General features: G+C 70.1%; 5 protein-coding genes. 2 read left to right on the forward strand and 3 right to left on the reverse strand.

Translation table 11 applies throughout. The features are described from left to right. Nucleotides 1–120 precede the first annotated feature (120 nt). Entirely contained in the window at nt 121–1,557 is a 1,437-nt protein-coding gene (locus AC1RTA_RS06400; protein WP_492784277.1) for a carbonic anhydrase, read from the forward strand. A gap of 58 nt (nt 1,558–1,615) precedes the next feature. On the opposite strand, the gene AC1RTA_RS06405 is transcribed toward AC1RTA_RS06400, so the two are convergent. Further along, nucleotides 1,616–3,025: an aminotransferase-like domain-containing protein gene (locus tag AC1RTA_RS06405; protein WP_014235535.1), complete on the reverse strand. Its 1,410-nt coding sequence runs from the start codon at nt 3,023–3,025 to the stop codon at nt 1,616–1,618. 141 nt (nt 3,026–3,166) lie between these two features. Here AC1RTA_RS06405 and AC1RTA_RS06410 point away from each other — a divergent pair, with 141 nt between their 5' ends. After that, the gene (locus AC1RTA_RS06410; protein ID WP_152089952.1) at nt 3,167–3,709 is read left to right on the forward strand and encodes a hypothetical protein; all 543 of its coding nucleotides are present in this window, start codon (nt 3,167–3,169) and stop codon (nt 3,707–3,709) included. Here the strand turns inward: AC1RTA_RS06410 and AC1RTA_RS06415 are convergent. Together AC1RTA_RS06415 and AC1RTA_RS06420 are read right to left on the reverse strand one after the other, a co-directional pair. After that, complete coding sequence (locus tag AC1RTA_RS06415; protein WP_492784278.1) at nt 3,702–4,676, reverse strand: bile acid:sodium symporter family protein; 975 nt, start codon at nt 4,674–4,676, stop codon at nt 3,702–3,704. The genes AC1RTA_RS06410 and AC1RTA_RS06415 overlap by 8 nt on opposite strands. Nucleotides 4,677–4,710: 34 nt before the next feature. Next, on the reverse strand, nt 4,711–6,300 hold the full coding sequence (locus AC1RTA_RS06420; RefSeq protein WP_492784279.1) for a gamma-glutamyltransferase family protein: 1,590 nt from the start codon (nt 6,298–6,300) through the stop codon (nt 4,711–4,713). Nucleotides 6,301–6,336: the final 36 nt, after the last annotated feature.

Raw genomic sequence — 6,336 nt, forward strand, 5'->3', positions numbered from 1 at the left:
CGGGCGCAAGTTACTGGAAAGCCTGGGAAAATGCAAGAAAAGCCGAGCCGGGCCTAAAGTTTTTCTTTTGCCATCCGTCAGAGTAACGTTAGCCCAAAATAACGAGCAGAGAGACGCGCCATGCCCGCCCTCGAGACAAATCCCATTTCCGCCCCCGCCTCCCTGACCCGGGGAGCGCTGACTTCGGCCCTGCTGCTGACGGCCGGCCTGCTGCAGGCCGCCCCGAGCGCGGCGCCGACCAAGGTGGGCGACGACGGCCGCACCTGGCAGGCCATCTCCACCGAGCCCGGCAAGCGCATCGAGGTGGACCGGGCCAGCATCAAGCGGGACGAGTCGGGCAAGGTTTCGGCCTGGGGCCGCATCGTCCTGGAGAAGGACCTGCCCGACGCCCAGAGCGCCAGCAATTACCGCAGCATCGAGGCCCTGGGCCGTTACGACTGCAGCAACCGCACCTACGCCACCCTGAAGCGGGTCTACGTGAAGGCCAGCGGCGAACTGCTGCGGGAAGAGGAAATCAAGGTGGCCACCGACATGCCGGTGCGCGCCAACACCCTGGACGACAAGCTGCTGCGGGACATCTGCCGGCCCACCACGGCGGCGGACATGCGCAAGCTGACCCAGGCCACCGTGGCCAAGGCCAATGTGGCGGCCGAGGAGCTGAAGAAGGCCAACGAGGAGATGGTGAAGAAGGCGGTGCAACGGGAATCCACCCAGGCGCCGACCCCGGTGAAGAGCCTGGAGCACATGGAAATCCAGAAGCCCCAGGCAGCACCGACCTACGCCCCGCGTCCGGCGCCCTACACGGCGGCGGCACCCCGGGCAGCCAAGCCCCGCCCCGCTGCCAAGCCGGAGGGGCTGGAGGGGGCCGAGCAGCACCACGCCATCCACTGGTCCTATGAAGGGGAAGGCGGGCCGGACTTCTGGGGCCGCCTCAAGCCCGATTTCGCCACCTGCGACAAGGGCCGGCGCCAGTCGCCCATCGACATCTGGGACGGCATCCGCGTCGATCTGCCGCCCATCGAGTTTTCCTACCGGCCCACCCGCTTCCGCCTGGTGGACAACGGCCACACCCTGCAAGCCTCCTTCGGCCACGGCAGCCTGACCCATCTGGGCAAGACCTACGACCTGGTCCAGGTGCACTTCCACCGGCCCTCGGAAGAGCGGGTGAACGGCAAGGCCTTCGACATGGTGGCCCACATGGTGCACCGCTCCGACGACAACCAGCTGGCGGTGGTGGCGGTGCTGCTGGAGAAGGGCGCCCAGGAACACCCGGTGATCCAGACCCTGTGGAACTACATTCCCCTGGAGAAGAACCAGGAAGTGCTGCCGCCCGACGCGGCGGTGGATCTCAACCAGCTGCTGCCGGAAAAGCGCGGCTACTACACCTACATGGGTTCCCTCACCACGCCGCCCTGCAGCGAAGGCGTGCTGTGGCTGGTGATGCAGCAGCCGGTGCAGGTTTCGGCCCAGCAGATCGCCATCTTCTCCCGCCTCTACCGCAACAACGCCCGCCCGGTGCAGCCCTCCAACGGCCGCCTGATCAAGGAATCGCGCTAGGCGCCGGTTTCTTCATGGATGTTTGACCGCCGGGCGCCTGAGGGCGCCCGGCGTCGTTTCAGCCCCGGCCCAGGGTCTCGCCGAGGAAGCGCTCCAGGCGCGGGTCCTGGGTGTAGCCCACGTTGAAGCGGATCCAGGGCGAGGCCTGCAGCTGGGGCCGGAAGATGTGGCCCGGGGCCAGCATGATGTCCGCCGCCGCGGCCTGGGTGGCCAGCCGCGCCGCGTCCTCCAGACCCGGCGCCCGGGCCCAGACGAACATGCCGCCGGCCGGTTCGGCGTAGGCCTCCATGCCCACCCGTTCCAGCAGGCGCAGGGTCTTGTCCGCCGCTTCCCGCAGGCGGCCGTGGATGCGCTCCAGGTACTTGCGGTAGTGGCCGGCGGTGAGCATTTCGTAGACCAGCTGTTCCGCCACTTCCGAGGTGGAGACGCAACTGACGATCTTGACGTCGGTGAGGGCCGCCATCAGGTCCGGCCGGCCGGCGACGAAGCCCACCCGCAGGTTGGCCGAGAGGGTCTTGGAGAAACTGCCGACGTAGACCACCCGCTGCAACTGGTCCAGGGTGGACAGGCGGGTGGCGCCGCCGGGGTGGAAGTCGCCGTAGGTGTCGTCCTCCACCAGCAGGAAATCGTGCTTTTCCGCCAGCTGCAGGATGCGGAAGGCGTTGGCCGGCGAGAGATTGCAGGCGGTGGGATTCTGCAGCACCGAATGGGTGAAGAAGGCCCGGGGCCGGTGTTCCGCCAGCAGGGATTCCAGGGCCTGGGGATCGGGGCCGTCCTGGCCCCAGGGCACGCCCACCAGCTGCACCCCGTGCAGGCGCAGGTTGGCGAACAGGTTCCAGTAGCCCGGGTCGTCCACGAAGACGCAGTCGCCGGGCTTGAGCAGCAGGCGGATGAGCAGGTCCAGGCCCTGGGTGGCACCGTGGCTGAGCATGATCTGGCCGGGCTGGGCGGCGATGCCCAGGTCCGCCAGTTTGAGCCGCACCTGTTCCCGCAGGGGGGCGAAGCCCAGGGGTGTGCCGTAGCAGGTCAGCTTGACCTCGTCGCGCCGGGCCAGGGCCCGCAGCTGGCGCCGCACCCCTTCCTGGTCGTGCCATTCCGGCGGCAGCCAGCCGACGCCCACCTTGAGCCGGTTGGGCGAATCCTCCAGGCTCTGGTGCAGCACCCCGGCGTTGTCGAAGGCCCGGGCCACCTGGCCAGCCACCGGCTCCGCCGCGGCCTGGGGCAGGCTGCGGGCCTCGACATAGAAGCCGGAACCGCGGCGGGACTTGAGCAGGCCCTGGGCCACCAGCCGGTCGTAGGCCTCCACCACGGTGAAGCGGCTGACGCCGTGGTTGTCGGCGAAGTGGCGGATGGGCGGCAGGCGCATGCCGGGGCGCAGCAGCCTATCCTCGATGCGGGCGCGGACGCCGGCGACGATCTGGTCCACCAGGGGCTGGGGGGAATCGGGATTGAGGGAGAGGTTCAGCATCTGTTCGCTCCTGGGACGGGATTGGCCCGGTGTTTTCACCGGAACAGTGTCGCGGTCGGATGGGCTGATTGTATATTCCGATGGAAAAAAGTGTTCGCTATTGTCAGGTCTCCCATTGTCGTTTGGCCCAAGGAGCCCGCCATGGCCTGTCACGAGCACCTCCATCCCCGTCTACCCCTTCCCCTGCTGCTGGTGGGCTGTGCCCTGGCCATTGCCGCCGCCGCCCTGCTGCTGGGGGCCGGCATCGGGGCGGGCGGGGCCGGTACGGTGGAGACGATGCCGGGCATGAGCCGGGTGGAGTGGCGGGAGGCTGGCCTGCTCTACCTGGCGGACCAGCGCAACGGCCAGGTGCGGGTGTTCCGCCTGCGGGGCGACCTGCCGGTGCCGGTGGCCACCCTGGCGCCGGGCCCCCGGCGCAGCATCCGCGCCCTGGGCCTGGATGGGGCCGCGGAGCGCCTGTGGGTGCTGGATGTGGCCGGCCTCAGCCTCTACGATGCCCGCAGCCAAGTGCTGCTGGGCCACTGGCCGGCTCCCGCCGGGGTGGCCTTCCAGTCCCTGCTGGAGGGGACGTCGCCCTCCCGTCCCCTGGCCGTGCTGGCGGCGGACGGGGCCGAGTACCGCCTGGGCGCCGCCGACCTGATGGCCGGTGGCCGCCCTGCCTGGCAGGTGCGCCGGGCTAGCTAGGGGCGGCCTCGGCACCGCTCCAGCGCTGGGCCAGCATGCCGCCGGCCAGCAGCTGCAGCGGGTGGTAGATCATGATCGGCAGCAGGATGAGGCCGATGGCCGGATTGGCGCCGAAGATCAGGTGGGCCATGGGCACCCCCGAGGCCAGGGTCTTCTTCGAGCCGCAGAAGACGCTGGCGATGCGGTCTCCCCGGGGCATGCCGAGCAGCCGGGCGCCCCACTGGGTGAGGGCCAGCACGAGGAGGAAGAGCAGGGCGCAGCCGGCCACCGTCTGCAGCAGCAGCAGGGGGTTGTAGCGGGACCACACCCCTTCCTTCACCGTGTCGGCGAAGGAGGTGTAGACCAGCAGCAGGATGGTGATGCGGTCCACCTTCTGCAGCAGGCCCTTGTGCCGGCTGGCCCAATCCTTCAGCAGGGGGCGGCTGAACTGGCCCAGGACCAGGGGCAGCACCACCCACAGCAGCAGGTCCACGATCACCGGGCCGACGGCGAAATTGCCGCCGCTCTGGTGCAGCACCCAGGCCATCCACAGGGGCGTCAGCAGCACGCCGATGAGGCTGGAGAGGGTGGCGTTGAACACCGCCGCCGCCACATTGCCCCGGGCGGCGATGGTCAGGGCCACCGAGGAGGAGACGGTGGAAGGCAGGGCGCACAGGTAGAAGAAGCCGATCTGCAGCGGCGCCGCCATCCAGCCGGCGCTGCCCCACAGCAGGGCGACGCCCAGCAGGGGGAAGAGGAGGAAGGTGCTGCACTGGACCAGCAGGTGCACCCGCCAGCGCAGGGCGCCGTCCTTCATCGAGGCCAGGGACAGGGCCAGGCCATTGAGGTAGAAGACCAGGGCCACCCCCAGCTTGTTGAGCAGCTCCGGCTGCAGGAAGCCGCCCTTGGCGCCGGGCTCGGGCCAGAGGAAGGCCAGCAGCACCGCCCCCAGCATGCCCTTCATGAACCAGTCGAATTTGAATCCCATCGTGTTGTCTCCCTGGGGAAATGTCCGTGACGCCTTACCAGGCCGCCACGCAGCCGTCGCTGCGGGGGTCCTCGCCGCCCTCGATCCAGCCGTCCGGATGCAGCACCAGGGCGCCGGCGTGGCCCATGCGCTCGTCGAAGTCGCCGGCCATTTCCACCGGATGCCCCATGGCCCGCAGGCGTTCCACCAGGGCCGGGTCGTAGCGGGATTCCAGTTTCAGGGTGGTGCTCTGCTCGGCCCAGGTGCGGCCCAGCAGCCAGCGCGGCGCCGCCACGGCGGAACGCACGTTGTGGCCGCCCCAGACGTAGCGGGAGAAGACGGCGGCCTGGGTCTGGGGCTGGCCCTCGCCGCCCATGGTGCCGTAGACCAGCAGGCGGCCGTCGTCCAGCTGGGCCAGGGCCGGATTGAGGGTGTGGAAGGGCTTGCGGCCCGGGGCCAGGGTGCGCAGCCGGCCCGGGTGCAGGTCGAAGGAGCAGCCCCGGTTCTGCCACCAGATGCCGCTCTCGGGCAGCACCACGCCGCTGCCGAATTCGAAGTAGATGCTCTGGATCATGCTCACCGCCCGGCCGGCGCTGTCGATGGCGCCCATCCAGGTGGTATCGCCATCCGACATGGGGGCCGGCCAGGGGCTGGCCTGTTCCAGGGGAATGGCGGCGGCCAGGCGTTCCACCAATCCGTCTGCCAGCAACTCCCGGGGATCGATCTGCATCGAGCCCGGGTCGCCCACGTGGCGGTCCCGCTGCAGGAAGGCCTGCTTGGTGGCCTCCACCAGGGCGTGGATGCCCTCCGCGTTGTCCGGGTTCCAGCCCTCCCGGCGGATGCGGTCGTAGATGGCGAGGATGAGCAGGGAGGCCACGCCCTGGGTCGGTGGCGCCTGGTTGTACACGGTGCCGACGGAGAGCTTCACTGCCAGCGGGTCCTGCAGGGAGGCCCGGTGGGCGGCCAGGTCGGCGCCGCTGACGGGGCTGCCCACCCGGGCCAGGTCCCGGGCGATGACGCCGGCCAGGTCGCCCCGGTAGAAGTCCTCCGCCCCGGCCCGGCCGATCTGTTCCAGGGTCTCCGCCAGGCGGGGAAAACGGTGCTGCTGGCCGTACACCGGCAGTTGGCCGTCGTTGAGGAATGCGGCGGCAAAGCCCGGCTGCTGCCGCAGTTCCGCCAGCTTGGCCCGGGTGTTGTCCTGCTGGCTGCGGGTCACGGGGAAGCCGTGGCGGGCATAGTGGATGGCGCTTTCCAGCAGGCGGGAGAGGGGCAGGCGGCCGCCCCAGGCCGCCCGGCTGTGGGCGTGGGCGGCGGCCCAGCCGGAGACGGTGCCGGCCACCGTGTTGGCGGCCAGGGGGCCGCGCCAGGGAATGCTTTCTAGGTTGCCGTAGAGCTCCGGGGTGACCTGGGCGCCGGCGGCGCCGCAGGCGTCGATGGAGCGCACCGGCTGGCCGGGGGCGTGCAGCAGCCAGAAGCCGTCGCCGCCGATGCCGGTCATGTGGGGATAGACCACGGCCAGGGTGGCGGCCACGGCGATGGTGGCCTCGATGGCGTTGCCGCCTTCGCGCAGGATGTCGAGGCCGGCCTGGGCGGCCAGGGAATGGGAGGCGACGACGGCGCCGCGGGTTCCGAGTACGGGATTCATGGAATGGCCTTTCGCGATCAGGGCAGGGGGTCGGGC

Source organism: Azospira sp. MPR-E4 (assembly GCF_058809645.1).